This is a genomic window from Streptomyces sp. NPDC049954, from assembly GCF_040656295.1.
In the GTDB taxonomy this organism is placed as follows: domain Bacteria; phylum Actinomycetota; class Actinomycetes; order Streptomycetales; family Streptomycetaceae; genus Streptomyces.
The window spans coordinates 204,689-223,953 of the sequence record NZ_JBFALS010000007.1 but is presented as its reverse complement, the minus strand read 5'-3'; the positions used below and the strand labels follow the sequence as shown (position 1 = coordinate 223,953).

Annotated in this window: 15 protein-coding genes; 7 read left to right on the top strand and 8 right to left on the bottom strand. The window is 73.1% G+C overall.

What is annotated here, in order from left to right; all coding sequences use genetic code 11:
- Positions 1 to 58 precede the first annotated feature (58 nt).
- A complete protein-coding gene (locus tag AB0J21_RS17920) occupies positions 59 to 421 on the bottom strand; it encodes a helix-turn-helix domain-containing protein (protein WP_363147224.1) in 363 nt (120 codons plus the stop codon).
- 235 nt (positions 422 to 656) lie between these two features.
- Here AB0J21_RS17920 and AB0J21_RS17915 point away from each other — a divergent pair, with 235 nt between their 5' ends.
- The 3 genes from AB0J21_RS17915 (at position 657) to AB0J21_RS17905 (ending at position 3,412) form a co-directional block, all read left to right on the top strand.
- Positions 657 to 1,523 carry an SDR family oxidoreductase gene (locus tag AB0J21_RS17915; protein ID WP_363146942.1) on the top strand — a complete coding sequence of 289 codons (867 nt, stop codon included), beginning with the start codon at positions 657 to 659 and terminating at the stop codon, positions 1,521 to 1,523.
- A gap of 206 nt (positions 1,524 to 1,729) precedes the next feature.
- Entirely contained in the window at positions 1,730 to 2,779 is a 1,050-nt protein-coding gene (rarD, locus tag AB0J21_RS17910) for an EamA family transporter RarD (protein WP_363146941.1), read from the top strand.
- Positions 2,780 to 2,914: 135 nt separating this feature from the next.
- Complete coding sequence (locus tag AB0J21_RS17905; RefSeq protein ID WP_363146940.1) at positions 2,915 to 3,412, top strand: VOC family protein; 498 nt, start codon at positions 2,915 to 2,917, stop codon at positions 3,410 to 3,412.
- Between the two features lie 60 nt (positions 3,413 to 3,472).
- On the opposite strand, the gene AB0J21_RS17900 is transcribed toward AB0J21_RS17905, so the two are convergent.
- The 4 genes from AB0J21_RS17900 to AB0J21_RS17885 form a co-directional block, all read right to left on the bottom strand.
- The gene (locus tag AB0J21_RS17900; RefSeq protein WP_363146939.1) at positions 3,473 to 4,525 is read right to left on the bottom strand and encodes an ABC transporter permease; all 1,053 of its coding nucleotides are present in this window, start codon (positions 4,523 to 4,525) and stop codon (positions 3,473 to 3,475) included.
- Positions 4,512 to 5,462 (bottom strand): ABC transporter ATP-binding protein, encoded by a 951-nt coding sequence (locus AB0J21_RS17895; RefSeq protein ID WP_363147223.1) that lies wholly within the window; start codon positions 5,460 to 5,462, stop codon positions 4,512 to 4,514. The genes AB0J21_RS17900 and AB0J21_RS17895 overlap by 14 nt, the downstream gene beginning before the upstream one ends.
- Positions 5,463 to 5,540: 78 nt before the next feature.
- The gene (locus AB0J21_RS17890; protein WP_363146938.1) at positions 5,541 to 6,827 is read right to left on the bottom strand and encodes a DUF2092 domain-containing protein; all 1,287 of its coding nucleotides are present in this window, start codon (positions 6,825 to 6,827) and stop codon (positions 5,541 to 5,543) included.
- A 247-nt stretch (positions 6,828 to 7,074) separates the two neighbouring features.
- On the bottom strand, positions 7,075 to 8,085 hold the full coding sequence (locus tag AB0J21_RS17885; protein ID WP_363146937.1) for a polyprenyl synthetase family protein: 1,011 nt from the start codon (positions 8,083 to 8,085) through the stop codon (positions 7,075 to 7,077).
- Between the two features lie 60 nt (positions 8,086 to 8,145).
- Between AB0J21_RS17885 and AB0J21_RS17880 the strand changes: the two genes are divergently transcribed.
- Positions 8,146 to 9,810, top strand: a complete 1,665-nt coding sequence (locus tag AB0J21_RS17880) for a peptide MFS transporter (RefSeq protein WP_363146936.1) — start codon at positions 8,146 to 8,148, stop codon at positions 9,808 to 9,810.
- 91 nt (positions 9,811 to 9,901) lie between these two features.
- Positions 9,902 to 11,905, top strand: a complete 2,004-nt coding sequence (locus tag AB0J21_RS17875) for a CocE/NonD family hydrolase (RefSeq protein WP_363146935.1) — start codon at positions 9,902 to 9,904, stop codon at positions 11,903 to 11,905.
- 97 nt (positions 11,906 to 12,002) lie between these two features.
- Here AB0J21_RS17875 and AB0J21_RS17870 read toward each other — a convergent pair whose 3' ends face one another.
- A complete protein-coding gene (locus tag AB0J21_RS17870; protein WP_363146934.1) occupies positions 12,003 to 12,812 on the bottom strand; it encodes an HAD family hydrolase in 810 nt (269 codons plus the stop codon).
- A gap of 140 nt (positions 12,813 to 12,952) precedes the next feature.
- On the opposite strand from AB0J21_RS17870, the gene AB0J21_RS17865 reads away from it, so the two are divergent.
- On the top strand, positions 12,953 to 14,890 hold the full coding sequence (locus AB0J21_RS17865; RefSeq protein ID WP_363146933.1) for an SMI1/KNR4 family protein: 1,938 nt from the start codon (positions 12,953 to 12,955) through the stop codon (positions 14,888 to 14,890).
- Positions 14,891 to 15,169: 279 nt separating this feature from the next.
- A complete protein-coding gene (locus tag AB0J21_RS17860) occupies positions 15,170 to 15,781 on the top strand; it encodes a Uma2 family endonuclease (protein WP_363147222.1) in 612 nt (203 codons plus the stop codon).
- Positions 15,782 to 16,097: 316 nt separating this feature from the next.
- Here AB0J21_RS17860 and AB0J21_RS17855 read toward each other — a convergent pair whose 3' ends face one another.
- The gene (locus AB0J21_RS17855) at positions 16,098 to 16,667 is read right to left on the bottom strand and encodes a histidine phosphatase family protein (RefSeq protein ID WP_363146932.1); all 570 of its coding nucleotides are present in this window, start codon (positions 16,665 to 16,667) and stop codon (positions 16,098 to 16,100) included.
- Between the two features lie 281 nt (positions 16,668 to 16,948).
- Complete coding sequence (recQ, locus tag AB0J21_RS17850) at positions 16,949 to 19,078, bottom strand: DNA helicase RecQ (RefSeq protein ID WP_363146931.1); 2,130 nt, start codon at positions 19,076 to 19,078, stop codon at positions 16,949 to 16,951.
- Positions 19,079 to 19,265: the final 187 nt, after the last annotated feature.

The following is a 19,265-nucleotide window of genomic DNA, read 5'->3' as shown; positions in this document are numbered from 1 at the left end:
CCAAGAACCCGGGATCGCCGCGGGCCTTCCGCGTACGCGGGTGGGGGCGGCGGCCCGGTCAGGCGCGGGCGCGGGCCGCGTCGTACGCCTCCCGCGCGTCGAGTACGGTCGCGACCCGCCGCTCCGTCCAGCGTGCGAGGCCCCACACCTGCTCGGCGACCTCCCGGCCGACGGGCGTGAGCGAGTACTCGACGTGCGGCGGGATGACGGGCTTGGCCTCGCGCAGTACGAAGCCGTCCCGCTCCAGGGCCTGGAGGGTCTGGGCGAGCATCTTCTCGCTGACGCCGCCGACCGTCCGGCGCAGTGCGCTGAAACGGTGGGTGCGGTCGAGGAGCGCGGCCAGGATCAGTACGGCCCAGCGGCTCGTGACGTGCTCCAGGATTCCGCGCGAGGGGCACATGGCCTGGTTGACGTCGGGCATGCCGGCGGCGACGCGGCCCAGGAAGCCGGCGATCTCGTCCCTGCCCACCCCGGCGCCCCCGCGCCCGCTTTCGGCTGCCTCGTTGGTCTCGCTCAACTCGCTCACCTCATTGCTTACCGCCATCCCAGTACCTTACTTCAAAGTGGGTACTTTCGTCTGGTTAGTGTGCTGGATAGGCTGTTCCCGCGGAACCAATGGGACAAATCATCAAGTGAACGCCAGGAGAGAAGCACTCATGAGCATCGTCGTCACCGGCGCCACCGGGAACCTCGGCCGTCTCGTCGTCGCCGGGCTGCTGGAGAAGGTCCCGGCATCGGAGATCGCCGCCGTCGTCCGCGACGAGGGCAAGGCCGCCGGCCTCGCCGAGCAGGGCGTCGAGCTGCGGATCGCGGACTACGACCGTCCGGAGAGCCTCAAGGCCGCCTTCCACGCGGGCGACAAGGTCCTGCTGATCTCCGGCAGCGAGGTCGGCAAGCGGACCGTGCAGCACCAGGCCGTGATCGACGCGGCGAAGGAGGCCGGGGTCACGCTGCTCGCGTACACCGGGGTCCTCGGCGGCCCGAAGGCGGATCTGAAGCTCGCCGAGGAGCACAAGTACACCGAGCAGGCGATCCTCGACTCGGGCCTGCCGTACGTGTTCCTGCGCAACGGCTGGTACTCCGACGTCTACACCGAGAACCTGGCGCGCCCGCTGGCCACCGGGACCATCGTCGGCAGCGCGGGCGAGGGCCGCATCGCCTCGGCCCCCCGCGCGGACTACGCGGCCGCCGCCGTCGCCGTGCTGACCGGCACGGGCCACGAGAACAAGGCGTACGAGCTGTGCGGCGACGTCGCCTGGAGCCTGCCCGAGTACGCGGCGGAGGTCTCCCGCCAGTCGGGGAAGACGGTCACCTACTCCGACGTCCCCGCCGAGCAGCTCATCGACATCTACAAGGGCGCGGGCCTGCCCGCCGAGCTGGCGGAGATCCTCGCCGACGCGGACGTCGCCCTGTCACGGGGTGTCCTCGCCAGCGAGAGCGACGACCTGCGGCGTCTCATCGGCCGGCCGAGCACCCCGATCGCCGACTCGATCGCGGCCGCCCTCGCCGGCCTGGAGAAGTAGGCCGCACCGCGCGCACGCCACGCCCCCGTCCCCCGCCACTGCGGCGGCGGGGCGGGGGCGTGGCGCTTCCCGGGCGCCCGCCGTCACCACCACCGGACTGTCATGACCGTATGGCGATACGCACATGACAGGCGGGCGTGGCGCGGTTACCTTCGGCGAGAGGGGGCCGACCACGACGGACCGCCCCCGCGAGCGAAGGAGGGGCCGTGGGCGGGACGGAACAGGAAGCGGCGGGGGAGTCGCGGACGGGTGTGGCGTCCGGGGCCGCGGCCTACGTGATCTGGGGCCTGGTCCCGCTGTTCTGGCCGCTGCTGAAGCCGGCCGGGGCCGGGGAGATCCTGGCCCACCGCATGGTGTGGTCGCTCGCCGTGGTGGGCCTCGCCCTGCTCTTCGTACGCCGCTGGGCCTGGGCCGGGGAGCTGATCCGGCAGCCCCGCAGGCTGGGCCTGGTGACGATCGCGGCGGCCGTGATCACGGTCAACTGGGGCGTCTACATCTGGGCGGTCAACGCGGGGCACGTCGTGGAGGCGTCCCTCGGGTACTTCATCAACCCGCTGGTCAGCATCGCGCTGGGCGTCCTGCTGCTCAAGGAGCGGCTGCGGCCCGTGCAGTGGGTGGCGGTCGGGGTGGGTCTTGCGGCCGTCCTGGTGCTCGCGATCGGGTACGGGCAGCCGCCGTGGATCTCGCTGGTGCTCGCGTTCTCCTTCGGGACGTACGGGCTGGTGAAGAAGAAGGTCAATCTCGGCGGCGTCGAGTCGCTGGCGGCCGAGACGGCCGTCCAGTTCCTGCCGGCCCTCGGCTATCTGCTGTGGCTGGGGGCGCGCGGCGAGTCCACCTTCGGCGGGCACGGGGCGGGGCACGCGACGCTGCTGGCGGCGACGGGCCTGGTCACGGCGGTCCCGCTCGTGCTCTTCGGGGCCGCCGCGATCAGGGTCCCGCTGTCCGTGCTGGGGCTGCTCCAGTACCTCGCGCCGGTCTTCCAGTTCGCCCTGGGCATCCTCTACTTCCACGAGGAGATGCCCGCGGAACGCTGGGCGGGCTTCGGCCTGGTCTGGGTGGCGCTGGCCCTGCTCACCTGGGACGCCCTGCGCACCGCACGCCGGGGCCGCGTCCAGCTCCAGCGCCTCGCGGCCGCGGCCGGTCAGGCGCTCGACGCCCCGGTGCCGCCCACGGCGGGAAAGACGGCGCCGCCCGCTGGCGGCGCCGGGTCACCCGTGGAGGAGGCGGCTCCGCGCGCGGGGGAACCCACGGCCTGAGAGGCACCGGACGGCGGGACTCGTCCCCGGTCCCGGGCATGAATGGCCCGCTCCACTTGGGTAGATGGGAAAAGCGGTCCCCGGCCCCGCGCGGCTGGTTGCCCGCCTCCCCCGCACCCAGTACAACCGGCAGGCATGACATCACCTCAGGCAGACAGCCAGGACCGACCGCCGCAGGCCGTGGCACCCGTGCACTGGAAGGTCGTGATCGACGCGTCCGATCCGCTCGCCCAGGCGGAGTTCTGGGCGGCGGCCCTCGGCTACCTGGTCGAGGACCACAGCGTGCTGATCGGCGGTCTGCTCGCCGCCGGAGCCCTGCCCGAGGAGCAGACCGTCCAGGTGCGCGGGCACCACGCGTTCCGGGACGTCGCCGCCGTACGCCACCCCGAGGACCCGGTCCAGGACGGTACGGGGACGGGGCTCGGACGCCGGCTGCTGTTCCTGCGGGTCCCCGAGCCGAAGCAGGGCAAGAACCGCCTCCACCTCGACCTGCATCCGGGGCCCGAGGCCCGCGAGGCGGAGGTCGTACGACTGACGGAGCTGGGCGCGACGTTCGTACGCCGGGTGGAGGAGCCCCAGGGCACCCACGTCGTCATGCGGGACCCGGAGGGCAACGAGCTGTGCGTGGCGTGAGGCGCTCGCGTACCGGCTCCCGGGCGGGGGCCCCGGCCCCCGCCCGGACCACCCACCGGTCTAGACGGTGACGTCCTTCGTGGTGAACCTCGCCCACGCGGCCGAGCCGAGTACGGCCGCGTACAGGGCCTGGAGCCCGAGGTCGCGTACGACGCCGTCCCACAGGACGGGTTCCCGCATGAGGTCGGCGAAGGACAGCCAGTAGTGCGAGAAGAAGTACGGCTGGAAGGCGGAGAGCTGCGGGATCGCGTCGAGGATCTGCACCGTGACCACGAGCCCCACGGTGGTGGCCATCGCCGCGATCCCGCTGTTCGTGAGCGTCGAGACGAACAGGCCGAGCGCCGCGACGCCCACCAGGGAGAGCGCCACGACGCACGCGATCAGCAGCGCGCGCCACAGCCCCTCGCCGAAGCCGATCCGGGTCCCGGAGATCGTGGTCAGCTCGCCCAGCGGGAACAGCGCGGCGCCGGTCGCGAGCGCGGAGACCGCCACGACGAGCGTCGCGACCAGGCAGAACGTGAGCACGGTCGCGTACTTGGTGAGCAGCAGCCGGGGCCGTCCGACGGGGGCGACCAGCAGGTAGCGCAGGGTCCCGGCGGACGCCTCCCCCGCGATCGCGTCCCCGGCGACGACGCCTACGGCCATCGGCAGGAAAACGGGCAAGGTCGCGGCGAGCGCGGTGAAGACCAGGAACAGCCCGTTGTTGGTGATCTGCGCCATGAACGCGGGCCCCGCGCCCGCGCCGCCGGCCCGGCCGCCGTCGCCGGTCTCGACGCGCACCGCGATGCCGACGAGGACCGGGACCGCCGCCAGAACCGCGAGCAGCGCGAGGGTGCGCCGCCGCCGGAACGTCGTCCGCAACTCGTCGGCGAACAGCCCGAGAGTCCGGAACGGGTGCCGGGAGGACGGCCCGGGGAACGCGGCGGGCCCCAGGGCCGAGGCAGCCGGAGCGGCCGAGGCAGCCGGAGCCGCGGAGTCAGCCGGAGCGGCCGGAGACCCTGAAGCTCCCGGTGGCCCCGGCACCGGCGCCGGGGACGTGGCGGCCGGGTCCCCGGCAGGGTCCGCCGCCCCGTCTCCGCGCGGCCCGCGCGCCGTCGGCTCAGCCCGCGACATCGAAGCCCTCCCCGGTCAGCGCCACGAAGGTCTCCTCCAGGGAGACCCGGGACTCGCCGAAGCCGCGGACCCGTACCCCGGCGGCGACCAGCGCCGCGTTGAGGTCGGCGGGGTCGGCGTCGGCGGGCGGTTCGCCGGACACCCGGTCACCCTCGGCCCGTACGTCCCTGACGCCCCGCCCGGTCAGGACGCGGGCCGCGTCCGCCGGGTCCGGGGTGGTCACGGTGAGCCGGCCGCGGGCGGCACCCAGCAGGTCGGCGACGGCGCCCTGGGCGAGCAGACGGCCCCGGGACATGACGGCGACGTGCCCGCACAGCTGCTCGATCTCGTCCAGCAGGTGCGAGGAGAGGAACACCGTCGTGCCGTCCGAGGCGAGTTCGCGGACGAGGCCCCTGATCTCGCGCATCCCCTGCGGATCGAGCCCGTTGGTCGGCTCGTCGAGGACGAGGAGGGACCGGGGCCGCAGCAGCGCGGACGCGAGCCCGAGCCGCTGCTTCATGCCGAGCGAGTACGCCCGCGCCCTGCGGCCCGCGACGGCGCCGAGCCCGACCCGGTCGAGCGCCGCGCCCACCCGTTCCTCGCGGGTGCGGGGGTCGGTGGTGGGATCGGCCGCGTCGAAACGCCGCAGGTTGTCGCGCCCGGACAGGAAGCCGTACAGCGCGGGCCCCTCGATGAGCGCGCCGACGTGCGGCAGGACGGAACGGGCCGCGCCCGGCATCTCCTCACCGAGGACGCGGGCCCCTCCCGAGGTGGGCTCGACGAGGCCAAGCAGCATCCGGATGGTCGTGGTCTTGCCCGAGCCGTTGGGCCCGAGGAAGCCGAAGACGCTGCCGGCCGGGACCCGCAGGTCGAGCCCGTCGACGGCGAGCCGGCCGTCCCGGAACCGCTTGGTGAGCCCGGCCGTCTCGATGACCGGACCGGACCCCGAGGTGCGCACCACCAGGTACCCGCTCCCGTCCCGTCCGCTCCCGCGTGTCCTGCGTGTCCTGCCTGCCGCCCCTCCGGGCCGGCTCGGCTACTCGGCCGACTTGGCCGACTCGGCCGCCTTGACCAGCGCGTCCTTGTCGACCGCTCCGGCGTAGACCTTGCCGTCGTCCGTGATCAGGGCGTTCACCAGGCGCGTTGAGAAGACCGTGCCGGTGCCGAAGGAGCCCTTGACCTGCTTGCCGAAGCTGTTGAGGAGCTGCCCGGCCTCGGGCGGCACCTCGCCGGAGCCGGACTGCGGCAGCCCCTGACCGCCGGGGAGCGAGAGTTCGGCGACGGCTCCCCAGCCCTTGCCGATCACCTTGACGCCCTCGGGCCCGGCCGCGTTCTCCGGCGCGCGCTTCCCGGACGTACCGGAGTCGTGGCGGTCGCCCTCGGTGACCTTGGCGCCCTTGGGCGGGCTGAAGTCGAAGGCCGAGGCGGCGGGCTTCGCGAAGTCGACCTTCGTGAAACCGGCGTTGACGACGGGTTTGCCGCCGCCGACCGCGTTGAGCGTGAACTTCAGCGGCGTCCCGGTCTTCGCGTCGACCGCGATCCGCGCGGACTCGACCGTGGAACCAGACTGTTTGGGCCGCACCAGCAGCTGATAGGTGTCCCGGCCGGCGACGCGCGCCGTGCCGTCCACCGTCACCGAGGTCGTGTCGTCCACGGCCTTCAGGGCCTGTTCGGCCAGCTCCTTCGGCGTGGTCGGCAGGCCCTTGGGCAGGCCCTCGGCGTGTTCGGCGGCGCCGCCGCGCCGCCCCTGTCCGTCCTTCGGCACGGCGAAGCGCACGGCCTGGTTGCTGCCGCTGTCGTAGGCCCACGCCTCGTCGCCGTTGTGCACGAGGCTGTACTCGGCGGCGTTCTCCAGGAGGGAGAGCTTCTGCCGGTCCGGGCCGTCCGCCGCGATCCGCAGCGTGTGCGTACCGCTCGCCAGCTCGGTCAGCTTCGCCTGCGGATCGGCCGGGGACGATCCGCTCCCGGAGCCGCCGGGGACGATCGAGGCGCCGCCCGCTCCGCCCAGCCCGGGCAGCCCGAGATCGGTGCTGATCTTGAAGGTTCCCGAGAGCTGCTCGGTGTCGGAGGCCGCGATCCTCTCGACGAGCTGCTGCGCGGTGATGTCGGGAAGGTCGGGGTCGCCGCTGTCGGCGAGCGCCGGGACCAGCCCGACGGTCAGCGCCGCGACCCCGGCGACCGCCGCGGGGACGGCGTACCGGGCGGCCTTGCGGCGCGCCACCGGCCGGGTCCGGCCGCTGCTGCCGGGGCCCGCGCCGGTCCCGGTCGTGGGCTCGTTGCCCGGGCCGGACGTCGAGCCGGAATCGGATGCGTACGGTTCCATGTGTGCCTACCTCCGTGGTCGGCGGCGGTTCGTGCGCTCTCACCCACTCCGCGCCGCCATTCTCACCCGAACTGGTCAGGAGTGGTGGTGTCCATACGACCAAATCGGGCCCGGCGAATCGTCAGACCCGGGGACAATTCCGCGTACTGCGCGGGGATGACCCCGGACCGTCCTCAGGTCGCTTACCCCGGCGCGGCGCCCCGTCCACCCCTTAGGGGTCCTCAGGGGCCCTCACGCCCGTCCGGGTTCAGCCGGCGCGGTGCACCACGGCGTCGCACAGTTCGAGCAGGGCCGTCTTGGCGTGGCCCTCGGGCAGCGGGAGCAGGCTGGCCCGCGCGTCCTCGGCGTAGCGGACGGTGTCCTTGCGGGCCTGGTCGAGCGCGGGGTGCGCGCGCAGCCGGGTCAGCGCCTCGGTGAGCCGGGCGTCGTCGCTGAGGTCGGAGTCGAGGAGTTCGCACAGCGCGACGTCCTCGGGCAGGCCGAGCCGCGCGGCCCGCTCCCGCAGCCGCAGCACCGGCAGGGTGGCGATGCCCTCGCGCAGGTCGGTACCGGGGGTCTTGCCGGACTCGTGGCTGTCGGAGGCGATGTCGAGGACGTCGTCGGCGAGCTGGAAGGCGACGCCGAGCCGCTCCCCGTACTGGGCGAGGATCTGGACGGTGGCCTCCTCGGCGCCCGACATGAGGGCGCCGAAGTGGGTGGCGGCGGCGACCAGCGAACCGGTCTTGCCGCCGAGCACGTCGAGGTAGTGGTCGACCGGGTCCCGGCCGTCGCGCGGACCGGCGGTCTCCAGGATCTGCCCGGTGACGAGCCGTTCGAACGCCTCGGCCTGGATGCGTACCGCCTCGGGGCCGAGGTCGGCGAGGATCTGGGAGGCCCGGGAGAAGAGGAAGTCACCGGTGAGGACGGCGACGGAGTTGCCCCAGCGGGCGTTGGCGCTGTCCACGCCGCGCCGCACCTCGGCCTCGTCCATCACGTCGTCGTGGTAGAGCGTCGCGAGATGGGTCAGCTCCACGACCACGGCGGAGGGCACCACGCCGGGGGCCTCCGGGTCCCCGAACTGTGCCGCGAGCATCACGAGCAGCGGCCGGAACCTCTTGCCGCCGGCCCGCACCAGGTGCTGGGCGGCCTCGGTGATGAAGGACACACCACTTTTGGTGGCCTCCAGGAGGCCCTCCTCGACAGCCGTCAACCCGGCCTGGACATCGGCTTCGAGAGCCTGGTCCCGCACGCTCAGCCCGAACGGCCCGACGACGGTCACGAGGGGTTCTCCTGTCTGCTGACGATCACACGGTGTGTCGATGTGTCGCTCCTGCCACTCATGGCAGCGTATCCGGTCCCCTTTCGATCACAGAGAGCGCCTGCCCGACCAGGGCGGGCGGTATGCGATCGCCGCCGGTATGTTCGGGATCAGCTCATACGAGCGGAAAGAGTCCCGAAGAGTCCCGGAAGCATTGGGAGTGCCAGTTTGCCCCCCGTACCATCAGATAGCGGTGCCGCGCCCGCACCGTCCGACCCCTCGCCGCCGCCCGGCGACGACCGGGCGTTCTTCGGGCAGCCACGCGGCCTGCTGACGCTGTCCGGCCTGGAGGTCTGGGAGCGGTTCTCGTTCCTCGGCATGCAGGCCATCCTCGTCCTCTACTTCGCGGACACCGCGGGCCACGGCGGCCTGGGGCTGAGCGAGGGGTCCGCCGCCTCCGTGTCGGCGGCCTACGGGACGATGGTCTATCTCGTCTCGGTGGCGGGCGGCTGGCTCGCCGACCGCATCCTCGGCTCGTACCGGGCCGTGCTGTGGGGCGGCATCCTCATCGCGCTCGGCCACTACGCCATGTCGGTCCCCTCGGCGGCGATGACCTGGACGGGGCTCGGGCTGATCAGCGCGGGCACCGGGCTGCTCAAACCCAATGTCGCCAGCATGGTCGGCAAGTTGTACAGCACGCGGGACGAGCGCAGGGACGCCGGTTTCGCGCTCTACTACATGGGCATCAACATCGGCGCGTTCCTCGGGCCGCTGATCACCGCGTGGCTCGGCGACCACCAGGGCTGGCACTGGGGTTTCTCGGCGGCCGCCGTCGGTATGACGCTCGGCCTCCTCCAGTACGTGCTCGGCCGCAGACACCTCGCCGGACGCAAGGCGCGCGCCGAGTACGAACTGCCGCCGCCCGCGATGCGCCGGGCCGTCCGGCTGATCGTGCTGGGGATCGTCGTGGTCGCGGCGCTCGCCGTGGGGCTGGCGCTGCCGGGCTGGCTGACCCTGGACCGCTTCGTGGACGCGCTCACCCTGATCTCGGTGATCGCCCCCGTCGTCTACTTCGCGGTCATGTTCCGCAGCCCCCGGGTGAGCGCGGAGGAACGCGGCCGGCTGCGCCCGTACATCGTGCTGTTCCTCGCCTCGGTCTTCTTCAACTTCATCCTGTTCCAGGCGTACACGACGATGATCCTGCTGGCCTCGACCAACGCCCGCACGGAGATCCTCGGCTTCCACTTCCCGGCCGGCTGGTACACCTCGGCGCTGGGCGCCTTCGAGGTCGCGCTCGCGCCCGTGGTCGCGGCGACCTGGACGCGGATGGGCAGGCGGCAGCCGCACGCCTCCAACAAGATCGCCCTCGGGGTGGTCCTCGGCGGGCTCTCCTTCCTCCTGATGGTCCTGCCCACCTCGGGGCACAGCGGCGACGACTACCTGATGGGCGCCTGGTGGATCGTCGGCTCCTACCTGCTGCTCGGGCTCGGCGACATCCTGCTGGAGACCTCGGGGCTCTCGGCGAGCAGCAAGCTCGCCCCGAAGGCCTTCGCGAGCCAGACCATGGCCCTGTGGTTCCTCTCGCTGGCCATGGCCAACGGCATCCAGGCGCAGACCGTGAAGCTCTACGAATCCGTCTCCCACCCCACGTACTTCGGCGTCAACGGCGCGATCGCCGTGGCCGCCGGCCTCGCCGTCCTCGCGGCCGCCCCCTGGCTGCGCCGCACCATGCATCCCGTGCACTGAGCCACCCCTCTCCCCCACGCGGCGCGTCCCGAGCGCCGCACACGTCAAGGCTGACTCAGCACCCCCCACACCGTCCATCGAGGTCATCCCCATGAAAACCCCGAGAATCCGCACGGAATACCCTTACGGGACGAACCGTGAGGATGTGCGCATCCCACTGCCCGACGGCACCCTCCTCTACGCCCGGATCTGGCGGCCGGTCACCGACACGCCTGTTCCGGCCCTGCTGGAGTACCTGCCCTACCGGCTTACCGACTGGACCTCCCCGCGCGACTGGCAGCGCCATCCCTGGTACGCGGGTCACGGCTACGCGTCCGTGCGCGTCGACGTGCGCGGGCACGGCAACAGCCAGGGGCTGCCCGGCGACGAGTACGACGCGCAGGAGCTGGCCGACGGCGTCGCGGTCGTCGAGTGGCTCGCCGCCCAGCCCTGGTGCACCGGCAAGGTCGGCATGTTCGGGATCTCCTGGGGCGGCTTCAACTCGCTCCAGATCGCGGCTCTCGCCCCCGAGGCGCTCAAGGCGATCGTGACCGTCTGCTCGGCCGACGACCGCTACGACAACGACGTCCACTACATGGGCGGCTCGGTGCTCGCGGTCGACATGCACGCGTGGGCCGCGACCATGCTCGCGTTCGTCTCCCGGCCCCCGGACCCCGAGTACGCGGGCGAGGACTGGCGGCGGATGTGGCGGTCCCGGATGGAGGGCGTGGAGCCCTTCATCCACACCTGGCTCGACCACCAGACCCGCGACGACTACTGGCGCCACGGCAGCGTGTGCGAGGACTACTCGGCGATCGGCGCCGCCGTCCTCGCGGTGGGCGGCTGGCACGACCCGTACCGGGACACCGTGCTGCGCCTGGTCGAGCACCTGCCGGACGACCAGGTGCGCGGCATCATCGGCCCGTGGTCGCACCAGTACCCGGACCGGGGTCTGCCGCCGGGCCCCGCGATCGGCTTCCTCCAGGAGACCCTGCGCTGGTGGGACCACCACCTCAAGGGCGAGGACACCGGCGTGATGGACGAACCGCTGCTGCGCTCCTGGATCAGCGACTCGCATCCGCCGGCCACCGTGTACGAGGAGATGCCGGGCCGCTGGGTCGGCGATCCCGCCTGGCCCTCCCCCCACGTCACACCGGTGGCCTACGGCTTCCAGGGCGCGCCGGTGACCATCCGTTCGGCCCAGCACACCGGGGTCGACGCGGGCCGTTTCTTCCCCTTCGGCAACGACGCCGACCTGCCGCCCGACCAGCGCTCCGAGGACGCCCAGTCCGGCTGCTTCGACTTCGAGGTGCGCCAGGGCTTCCAGATCCTCGGCCGCCCCCGCGTGCGGCTGCGGATCACCTGCCCGGTGCCGCGCGGGCAGGTCGTGGCCCGGCTGTGCGACGTCGCCCCCGACGGCGCCTCGACCCTCGTGACGCGCGGCGTGCTCAACCTGAGCGCGCGGGGCGGCCGGGACCACGTCGAGGAGTGGCCGGCCGGTTCCACGGGCGACGTCGAGTTCGAACTGAACGGCATCGGTCACGCCTTCCGGCCCGGCCACCGCGTACGGCTGTCCGTCTCCTCCGCGTACTGGCCGTGGATCTGGCCGCAGCCGGGCTCCGAGGCCGGGTTCACCCTCGACCCCGAGGGCAGTTCGCTGGAACTCCCGGTGCGCGCCGCCACGCAGGACCACGTCACCTTCGAGGCGCCGGAGGAGTCCGCTCCGCTGGACGTCGTGTACCCGGCGACCCTCGACGAGGCGCCGCGCCCCGAACGCCTCGTCGTACGGGATGTCGCGGCCGGCACCTGGCGGCTGGAGGTCGACCCGCGCTACGGCGGCACCCGTGTCTATCCGGACGGCCTGGAGTTCACGGAGGACGCACGGGAGACGTACACGATCACCGACGGCGACCCGCTGAGCGCGCACACCCGCTCCGACTGGACGATCCGCCTGCGCCGCCCGGAGCGGGAGTGGGACGTGAGCGTGCGGACCCGCTCCGAGATCCGCTGCGAGGCGGACGACTTCCTCACCACCGACGAGGTCGTGTGCGAGGACACCGAGGGGGTCGTCTTCCACCGCACATGGGAGCGGAGGATTCCGCGTACGGCGGGCTGAGCCGCGCCTCGCCCGATCGGGTGAGGCGGGGCGACGCGCGGGTGTGACGGGGGCGGGGAAGGGGTCGGCCGGTCCGGCCCGGCCCCGGCCTCGCCTCCTACGGGAACAGTCGCTCCAGGACGACGGCGACCCCGTCCTCCTCGTTGGACAGCGTGATCTCGTCGGCCACGGCGCGCAGTTCGGGGTGGGCGTTCGCCATCGCCACACCGCGTCCGGCCCAGCCGAACATGGGGACGTCGTTCGGCATGTCCCCGAAGGCGAGGGTGTCGGCGCCGCTCAGCCCGAGCCGGTCGGCGACCCGCTCCAGCCCGTAGGCCTTGGACAGTCCGGTCGGTTGCAGCTCGACCGCCCCGGGGCCCGCCATGACCACGTTGACCAGGTCTCCGAGGACGTTGCGGGCGAGGGTCGCGAGGGCGTCCTCGCTCGTGCCGGGGTGCATGATCAGCACCTTGCTGATGGGCCGCACCCACAGCGCCGAACGCTCCCGCACCCGTACGGAGGGCAGCGTCGGGGGCGGGGTGACGAAGCCGGGCTCCATGAGCATGAGACCGTCGACGCCGTCCTGGTTCACCCCCGCGAACACCTGGCCCAGCTCGGCCTCGATCTTGCCGAGGGCGACCTCGGCGAGCGAGCGGTCCATCCGCACGGAGTGCAGCAGGCTGCCGGTCCGCGCGTCGTAGACCTGGGCGCCCTGCGCGCACACCGCGAGCCCGCGGTAGCCGAGGCCGTGCAGCACCGGCCGCACCTGCGGGGCGGGTCTCCCGGTCACGACGACGTGGTGCGCCCCGGCGGCGGCGACCCGCCGCAGGGCGGTCCGGGTGCGCTCCGTCACGGTGTCCCGCTGATCCCGCAGGAGGGTGCCGTCCAGATCGGTGGCGACGAGGGAGTAAGGGGACGGTGCGGCCATGTCGCTCAGGATAAGGAGGCGAGGGCCGGGGCGGGAGAGCGGTGCGCGAATAGGCCCCTGGCATGACCTCCTCAAAGCGGAGCAATGCATTCCGTTCGCCGTCCGAACACGTTGTCAGTGCCGCCTGTCACTATCTGTGCATGACGACGCATCACGGGGGACACACACAGGCCGCTCTCGCTCCGGGCGGCCCCGGCTGGCGGGAGTTCCTGGAGCGCTGGAACACCGAATGGCTGGCCGTGACCGCCCCGGAGGACCGGGAGCGGGCCCTGCCCGAGGGCGGTTCCCGGCTGGGGTACGCCCCGGCGGGCGCGGACCGGATCGCCGCGCTGGAGCAGCGGATCGGGCTGCCGTTGCCCCCGTCGTTCCGCGGCTTCCTGGAGGTGTCGGACGGGTGGCGCGAGGCGGGCTGTTTCATCTCGCGGCTGAGCGGGGCGGACGGGGTGGAGTGGTACGGCGACCCGTACGACCAGGCCGAGGGCTGGGCGGACCTGCTGCCCGAGGAGCCGTCCGAGCGGGACCTGCTGGAGCACGGCATGTGGGGCCGTTCCTGGCAACTGGCCCTGGAGTCGGACGCCACGGAGGTGCTGCTCGACCCGGGCGACCCGGGGCCGGACGGCGAATGGCCGGTGTACGTGTGGGCGAGCTGGCGGGACGGCCCCGAACGCCACGCCTCCTTCGGGCGCTTCATGGAGGAGATGTACCGCGAGTTCCACCGGATACGGGTCGCGGCGAGCGGAGTGGAGACGGAGACGACGCGCCGCCTGGACGCCTCGGTGGCGGAGGCCGTGCGCCGCGCCCGCGCGGGCGAGGTGGACGGGCCGCTCGCGGCGCTGCGGGAGGCCAACGCGTACGGGCGTCCCGGCGCGGGCCCCGCGTGTCAGCAGCTGGAGGGACTGCTGGCCGGCCGTCCGGGGTACGACTCCCACTCCGCCGGGACAGGTCCACGCGGACTCGCTCTCGCGGCCGTCTCCTACTTCGAGGGGCGGCCCGGCGCCTCGCCGCAGGACGCCGCGTTCCTGATGAGGGGGCTGGCCGAGTCCGAGCGGGAGCAGGGCCTCGCCGTGCTCGCCTCCGTCGCCGAGGGCACCTACGTCCACGAGGAGCCGGGCGCCTTCGGGGCCGCGCTGGAGGAGGCGCGGGCGCTCGCAGCGCGGGGCCGCACACGGCGGGCGTGGCGGGTGCTGCTCGCGGCGGTGCCCGCCTGGATCCCGGAGGAGCCGTACGACGTCGCGCCGGCCGGACTGCTCGCGGACTCCCTGCTGTGTGCGCTGCTCGACGGGGAGCGGGGCCGCGCCCTGCTGTCGACACCCCGGGGCGGTCTGCCGGTCAGCCGCGCTCCCGGGCCGGACACGGAGCACGACGACCTCGACTGGCTCAGTGAGCGCGGCAACCAGAACCTCCGCCTCGTCCTCGCCGAGGGGGTCCCGGTGGAGGAGCTGGGGCGCCGGCTCCTGGAGCCGGGGCCGCCCGGGGCGCCGCGCACGGAGGGGTACGACGAGGACGAGGTCCCGCCCGCTCCCCGTGAACCGGGCCCGCCCACGACACCGCGGGTTGCGCGGACTCTGCGCCACACCTACCAGAGCCCGGTGTTCCGGCTCGGGGAGTGCGCGAACGGCTGGAGCTTCGCCTCCGAGGAGAACCCCACCGGCTCGCCGCTCACCGACCCCGACGACTACGGGGACCTCCCGGCCGCGCTCTCCGTCGGCGCCCGCGCCCTCGTGATCTGGTCGGACGGGCACCGTCAGGGTTACGTCGTACGCCACTTCGTGGACGGGGCGGAGACGTACGCGCTCGGTTCACGGCCCGTGCTCGGCGAGGACCCCGCGGCCTTGGACGTGCGGGGCGACATACCGGAGGGGCTGGCGGCGGACCCGGATCTGCCCGCCGTCCTCGCGGCGCTCTCCCGGCTGTACGGGGTGGGCCTGCCGGAGGACGCCCTGGTCCGCGGCCGACTGCCGGTCGTGGTCTCCCGTTCGTGGCGCAGGCCACCGCGAGCGGGCGAGTACCGGGCCGTCGTCCGGTTCGTCAGCGCCAGTGCCGTGCACCGGCGACCGGCGGGAGAGGCGGACGGGTGAGCCGGTGAGCGGAACCGCGGTGGCGTGGGCGGCGGGCGGCGGGCGGCGGGCGGCGGGCGGCGGGCGGCGGGCGGCGGGGGCACGGTCAGGGCCGGTCCCGCGCACATCGTCCGCGTGGGGGGGCGCGCCACTGTGGGACGGCGCCACTGTGGGACCGGGCGGCATCGCAGCACCGCACGTCACCGCCGGTCCGCTCGTTCACTCGTTCGCGGGGTCCACACGCCAAGGGCTCCCGATACGCTGGCGGAATCGTCCAGACTCCGAGCCATGGGAGCACTGATGAGCGTCGACCCGATCAAGCCGCCGGCTGCGGGGACCCGCTGGCCGGTTCCGCCGCTCGGCGGGTGGACCGCCGACGACCTGGACGAACTCCCGGACCTGCCTCCGCACACGGAGCTGATCGACGGGAGCCTTGTCTTCATGAGCCCGCAAACCTGGTTCCACATGGACGCGGTGGACCTCTTTTACGGACACTTCAAGACCCGGGCCCCCGAGGGCCTGCGCACGGCACGAGAGTTCACGATCGACATCGACCGGCAGAACCGGCCGGAGCCCGACGTCATCGTCTTCCGGCTGGACGCGGCCGCGGAGGCCGGACCCACCCGCCTGCCCGCCTCGGCCGTCGTCCTCGCCGTCGAGGTCGTCTCCCGCGAGTCGGTGACCCGCGACCGGGAGACGAAGCCGCTCAAGTACGCGCGCGTCGGCATCCCCCACTACTGGCGGGTGGAGGACACCGGCGATCACGCGGTCGTCTACACCTTCGAGCTGGAACCGGCCACCGGCGCCTACGTCAGCACCGGCATCTTCCACGAGCGCATGAAGGCCACGGCCCCCTTCGACGTGGACCTCGACCTCAGCTCGATCACCCGCTCCCCGGGCCGCCAGGGCTGAGGAGGACGGCAAGGAATCGGGCGGCACGAACGCTCTGCCCCCTTGGCCGGTCCGGGCAGCCTCCCAGACGCCGCCCGATCCAACGGTGGTGGCCTTCAGGAAGTGCGTCCACGAACAGCTCCTGGTGGCACCGGACCGAGGCCCACCTCACCTCACCTCACCGCGCCACGTCGTCCTGGCCGGCACCGACCGTCCCAGCCCCGGTACGAGCCGACTTGCACCACCGGTACGTCGCGAGGCGGAACAACCACGTCACCGGGCCCCGGCCCCGGAGGGTGCCGTCCGGGCGAACGTTGCCTGGATGAGGCAGTCCCCACTACGGCACGTTCCACCCGAGGACGACGGGCAGCCCGTGTTCGTAGCCGAGCGTGTTGATCGTCCCAGGACGCGGGTGTCCGAACTGCCGCGCGCCCGAGGCGTTGAGACCCAGCCAGCGCGCGGCGAGGATACGTGACAGGTGTCCGTGCGCGACCACGGCCACGTCACCCCTGTCCAGCAGTGGACGGACCCGACCGAGGAAGGCGTCGACGCGTGCGGTCACGTGCGCGAGGTCCTCTCCCGCGTCCACGCCGTCACGCCACAGCTCCCAGCCGGGCCTGCGTTCCTGGATCTGCTCGGCGGTCAGCCCCTCGTAGCGGCCGTAGTCCCATTCGGTCAGGTCCGCGTCGGCTTCCGCAGCACTCAGCCCCGCCAGCTCGGCCGTGCGCACGGCACGGGTCAGCGGGCTGCTGTAGACAGCGACGAACTCCCGTCCGGCCAGTCGAGGCGCGAGCGCACGCGCCGCGTCCTCCCCCGCCTCGGTCAGCGGCAGGTCGGTGCGGCCGGCGTGTTGGCCGGTCCGGCTCCAAGCGGTCTCGCCGTGCCTGATCACTGTCAACTCGCCCATGGCCGGGGAACTTACCCCACGGCGCCCACGAGGGCCGGGCCGCCGGCCTCGCGCTGGATCCCGCCCCACCTCTCGCGGACAGGGCAAGATCCCCATGTGGCGGCCCGGGCAGCACCTTCCGCGGACCTCGTACGGGGTCCGGAAGGCCACCCCTCACCAAGAGCGGGTCCATGAACGGCTACGAACGGCTATGACCGGCATGACGGCTCGTGCTGTCCGGAGAGGACCGGCCACGCCCCCGCCTCCCCGTGATCCGGGACGGCGACCTCGGCCGGTGTCCCTCAGCCTTCCCCCTCTTCCTCCCTCTCTTCTCCCCCTCCCCCGGCCGCTCCCGCCGCCACCGCCTCCGTCAGTGCCTCGATCACGCCCTCGCCGTAGGTCGCGCGCTTCTTCTCGCCGACTCCGGTGATGCCCGCGAGGTCGGCCACGGAGGCCGGGCGGCTCTGGACGATCTCGCGGAGGGTCGCGTCGTGGAAGATGACGTAGGCGGGGACGCCCTGTTCCCTGGCCTGGGCCGCGCGCCAGGCGCGCAGCGCCTCGAACAGGGGGAGGTCGGCCTCCGGGAGGTCCACCGGGGGCTTCTTCGCCGCGCGGCCCTCGCCGCGGGTGGCCGAGCGGGACGCTCCGGCCGGCTTCTTCGGTTCCTTGCGCAGCGGCACCTCACGTTCGCGGCGCAGGACGGCGCCGCCCTCCTCGGTCATCGCGAGGGTGCTGTACTCGCCCTCGACCGTCAGGAGCCTCTGGGCCAGCAACTGCCGCAGGACGCCGCGCCATTCGGCCTCCGCGAGGTCGGCGCCGATGCCGAAGACGGAGAGCTGGTCGTGGTCGAAGCGGATGACCTTCGCGGTCCTGCGGCCGAGCAGGATGTCGATGACCTGTCCGCTGCCGAAGCTCTGGTTGCGCTCCCGCTTGAGGCGGACGACGGTGGACAAGGCCTTCTGCGCGGCCACCGTCCCGTCCCAGGTGTCGGGCTCGGTCAGGCAGTTGTCGCAGTTGCCGCACTTCTCGCCGGTCGGCTCCTGGCCGAAGTAGGCGAGGAGCTGGGCGCGGCGGCACTGCACCGTCTCGCACAGCGCGAGCATCGCGTCAAGGTGGGCTCCGGCCCGCCTGCGGTGTGCCTCGTCGCCCTCGCCGCCCTGGAGCATCTTGCGCTGCTGGACGACGTCCTGGAGGCCGTAGGCGAGCCAGGCCGTGGAGGGGCGGCCGTCGCGTCCGGCGCGGCCCGTCTCCTGGTAGTAGCCCTCGACGGACTTCGGGAGGTCGAGGTGGGCGACGAAGCGCACGTCGGGTTTGTCGATGCCCATGCCGAAGGCGATCGTGGCGCACACCACGAGGCCCTCCTCGCGCAGGAACCTGGCCTGGTTGCGGGCGCGCGTGGCCCCGTCGAGACCCGCGTGGTACGGGACGGCCTCGATGCCGTGCGAGCTGAGGAACTCGGCGGTCTTCTCCACGCCGTTGCGCGACAGGCAGTACACGATGCCCGCGTCGCCCTGGTGCTCCTCCTTGAGGAAGGCGAGGAGCTGTTTGCGGGGGTCGTTCTTCGGGACGATGCGGTACTGGATGTTGGGGCGGTCGAAGCTGGCCTCGAAGTGCTTGGCCTGCGGCATGCCGAGCCGCTCGGTGATCTCGCGGTGCGTGGCGCGGGTCGCGGTCGCGGTGAGCGCGACGCGGGGCACGTCGGGCCAGCGCTCGCCGAGGACGGACAGGGCGAGGTAGTCGGGCCGGAAGTCGTGGCCCCACTGGGAGACGCAGTGGGCCTCGTCGATCGCGAACAGCGAGATCGTGCCGCGCGCGAGCAGCTCCGTGGTCGCGGGCACCCGCAGCCGCTCGGGGGCGAGGTAGAGCAGGTCGAGTTCCCCGGCGAGGAACTCGGCCTCGACGGTCCTGCGCTCGTCGAGGTCGAGCGTGGAGTTGATGAAGCCCGCCCGGACGCCGAGCGCGCGCAGGGCGTCCACCTGGTCCTGCATGAGGGCGATGAGCGGGGAGATCACGACGCCGGTGCCGGGGCGGACGAGGGCGGGGATCTGGTAGCACAGGGACTTGCCGCCGCCGGTCGGCATGAGGACGAGCGCGTCCCCGCCGCCGACGAGCTGTTCGATGATCGCTTCCTGCTCGCCGCGGAAGGAGTCGTAGCCGAAGACGCGGTGCAGCGTCTCGGCCGCGCCGCCCTGCGAGGGGCGCACCCCTCCGACGACGCGGCGGCGCGCGGCGGGCAGGGCCGCGGGATCGGCCGCGCCACCGGTCGGCCCGCCCTCGGGCCCGGAGGGCGCGACACCGGCCTCGGTGTCCTCCTCGAAGGCCTCGGGCACACTGTCCCAGCCGCCCCACAGGTCGGGGGACTCCTCTTCGGGGGCGGCCGTGTGCGTCCCGGCGGCCTCGTCGCTCTCGGTCAAACCAGTGGCCTCGTTCATCGCTCTGTCCCCCGCACCTTCATGTCCTGTCCCCCGCAACGATAGGGCGCGGCGGCGACAGGACGTCGAGTTATCCACAGGCCCGGAGGAAACCGCAGGTCAGAGCGGGCGCACACAGCGGTGGCCCGTCAACCCCGTACGAGACGGAGGTGACGGGCCACACACGGGGCCGAGGGGACACGGCCGG

What these genes read in the sequence shown, in the direction of transcription:
- AB0J21_RS17905 (WP_363146940.1), top strand. Translation starts at nt 2,915, where the DNA reads ATGACATCACCTCAGGCAGACAGCCAGGACCGACCGCCGCAGGCCGTG.
- AB0J21_RS17870 (WP_363146934.1), bottom strand. Translation starts at nt 12,812, where the DNA reads ATGGCCGCACCGTCCCCTTACTCCCTCGTCGCCACCGATCTGGACGGC.
- AB0J21_RS17880 (WP_363146936.1), top strand. Translation starts at nt 8,146, where the DNA reads ATGGCAGCGTATCCGGTCCCCTTTCGATCACAGAGAGCGCCTGCCCGA.
- recQ (WP_363146931.1), bottom strand. Translation starts at nt 19,078, where the DNA reads ATGAACGAGGCCACTGGTTTGACCGAGAGCGACGAGGCCGCCGGGACG.
- AB0J21_RS17920 (WP_363147224.1), bottom strand. Translation starts at nt 421, where the DNA reads ATGCCCGACGTCAACCAGGCCATGTGCCCCTCGCGCGGAATCCTGGAG.
- AB0J21_RS17915 (WP_363146942.1), top strand. Translation starts at nt 657, where the DNA reads ATGAGCATCGTCGTCACCGGCGCCACCGGGAACCTCGGCCGTCTCGTC.
- AB0J21_RS17865 (WP_363146933.1), top strand. Translation starts at nt 12,953, where the DNA reads ATGACGACGCATCACGGGGGACACACACAGGCCGCTCTCGCTCCGGGC.
- AB0J21_RS17855 (WP_363146932.1), bottom strand. Translation starts at nt 16,667, where the DNA reads ATGGGCGAGTTGACAGTGATCAGGCACGGCGAGACCGCTTGGAGCCGG.
- AB0J21_RS17875 (WP_363146935.1), top strand. Translation starts at nt 9,902, where the DNA reads ATGAAAACCCCGAGAATCCGCACGGAATACCCTTACGGGACGAACCGT.
- AB0J21_RS17890 (WP_363146938.1), bottom strand. Translation starts at nt 6,827, where the DNA reads ATGGAACCGTACGCATCCGATTCCGGCTCGACGTCCGGCCCGGGCAAC.
- AB0J21_RS17900 (WP_363146939.1), bottom strand. Translation starts at nt 4,525, where the DNA reads ATGTCGCGGGCTGAGCCGACGGCGCGCGGGCCGCGCGGAGACGGGGCG.
- AB0J21_RS17860 (WP_363147222.1), top strand. Translation starts at nt 15,170, where the DNA reads ATGAGCGTCGACCCGATCAAGCCGCCGGCTGCGGGGACCCGCTGGCCG.